Here is a 2,050-nt window from a genome sequence, read left to right as displayed (position 1 = left end):
TCGTCGATGTGGGCGTTCATGGCGGTGAGGTCGCTCGGTCCGCCCGGGAGGTAGGCGAGGGACGGCAGCCAGCCATCGCCGGCCCTGCCGGTCAACCGGAGGATCCTCGGCTTGTACGCCCCGACCCAGATGCCGATGTCGTGTGCGGGCTTCGGACCGCGCTTGGCGCCGTTCACGGAGTAGAAGGAACCGTCGACGACCAGCCGGCTCCCGGCATCCGGTGCCCAGATTCCGCGGATGATCTCGATCGCCTCTTCGAGGGCCTCGATGGATTCACCGGGCGTCAACCGGGTGCCGCCCATCGCGACGATTGCGTCCCAGAACCCGCCCGCCCCGATGCCCAGCTCAACGCGGCCGCCACTCAGGAGGTCGAGGCTCGCAGCGCTGCGCGCGAGCACGGCTGGCGAGCGAAGCGGGAGGTTGTGCACGTTGGCACTGAACCGGATGTTCTCGGTCCTCGCCGCTGCGAACGACATCAGGGTCCAGGTGTCGTGGAAGCTCGGTTGATACGGGTGGTCCTGGAAGGTCGCCAGGTCGAGGCCGGCGCGGTCGGCGACGACGGCCAGATCGACCGCGTGCATCGGCGGGCTGTTCACCGGGGTGACGAAAGTGCCGAACAGCAGGTCGTGTCCGTAGTCGGTCATGAGGTCGCCTCCGCGAGGGTTGGGGTCCCGCTCTCAGCGGGGGAGATCGGAAAGTTATCTCGGAAAATGCTTTGTGGGTCGAACCGGGCCTTGAGCTCGCGCAGTCGGTTAAGGGTCTTTGGCGGGAACGCATCGTAAAGCCGCTCGGGCCGGGTGTCGGTCTCGAAGCTCAGGTAGATGCCGTCGAAGAACGGGTACAGCGCCTCCCAGGCGTCGTCGAGTCGTCGGCGATTCGAGCCGAAGGCGACAACCGAGAAGTTGGCGTTGCGATGGGCGTATGCCGTGGCATCCGGATCGATGTCGGAAATCGCGCCGCCCACCGCGCGAATCTGGAAGAAATAGACGACGCCGCTCGCGATGAGGCGCGCTGCGGCCGCAGCGAACTCGGGGGTGATGTGCTCGAGCAGACCGGTGCGGGTGACGGGCTCGCCCTGGCCGCCGTTGGACTCGCCCTGCGCGTTGGCCATTACCGCGGCATACGGCAGCAGTTGCACCGACTGGCTGTAGAGGGGTGAGATGTTGGCGAACGGCTGAAGCCGCTCGATGATCGTGTCGGGTTGGCTTGCGTCGACCATCGCCATGATCTGGGCCACGGCGGGCTGGCCCTGCCGGGGTGGGCCCATGATCAGAAAGCTCGTGGTGTCACGTGGGGCTGTCTCGCTGAGGTGTCCCCAGGTCTCGAGGAAGCCAGCGGCGTCTGTTGCATCGAGCCCGAGCTGAGCCCAGCCGACGTCGCCGACCTCGTCGACCTCGAATTCGAATGCGGTCACGATGCCGAAGTTGGCCCCAGCGCCGCGAACGGCCCAGAACAAATCGGGGTTTTCGGTGTCGCTCGCCCGAACCTCTGACCCGTCGGCCAGAACCATGTCGACGGCACGAAGGTGGTCGATGGTGAGGCCGTGCTGCCGGCCCATAAAGCCGACGCCGCCCGCTGTGGCAAGCCCCCCGACACCGACGCCGCCATAGTCGCCCGAGCTCAGCGCCCAGCCGTATGGCGCGAGGGCCGCTGCGACGTCCATCCAGCGGGCGCCTGGTTCGATCCGAACCCGCCTCGTTGCCCGGTCGAGCACGTCGATCCGGTTCATGCGTGAGACGTTGATCACGATGCCGCCGTCGTTGGTGGATCGGCCACTGACGCCGTGTCCGCCCGAGCGGACGGCGAGGGGGAGATCGGGGTGCGCGCGGGCAAACTCCAGAGCCGCTGCGACTTCCGCCGGTGTGCCCACCCGCAGAACCAGGCCGGGCGACCCGCCACGCAGGTAGGTCGACTTCACCCTGGCGTAGTCGAAGTCACCCGGTTCGATGGCCGCATCCGCCAGCAGTGCAGGGACAGCGTCGTAACGGATGCCGTCACGCCGCTTCGCGATCTCCGACGAGCGCCGCACTCGGGCGGTCGTCGCTGCGAC

Annotated in this window: 2 protein-coding genes; both read right to left on the bottom strand. The window is 67.6% G+C overall.

Annotated features, from left to right (window positions below):
• Nucleotides 1-644: LLM class flavin-dependent oxidoreductase (locus tag AC062T_RS08010; protein ID WP_476028950.1), on the bottom strand; the 644-nt coding region annotated here is incomplete at its 3' end.
• A partial coding sequence (locus AC062T_RS08005; RefSeq protein WP_476028948.1) for an FAD-binding oxidoreductase occupies nucleotides 641-2,050 on the bottom strand: 1,410 nt, incomplete at its 5' end. The genes AC062T_RS08010 and AC062T_RS08005, both read right to left, overlap by 4 nt.

This window comes from Homoserinimonas sp. (genome assembly GCF_056262345.1).
The sequence above is the reverse complement of the archived record's forward strand: the minus strand, read 5'-3'. Positions and strand labels throughout refer to the sequence as shown.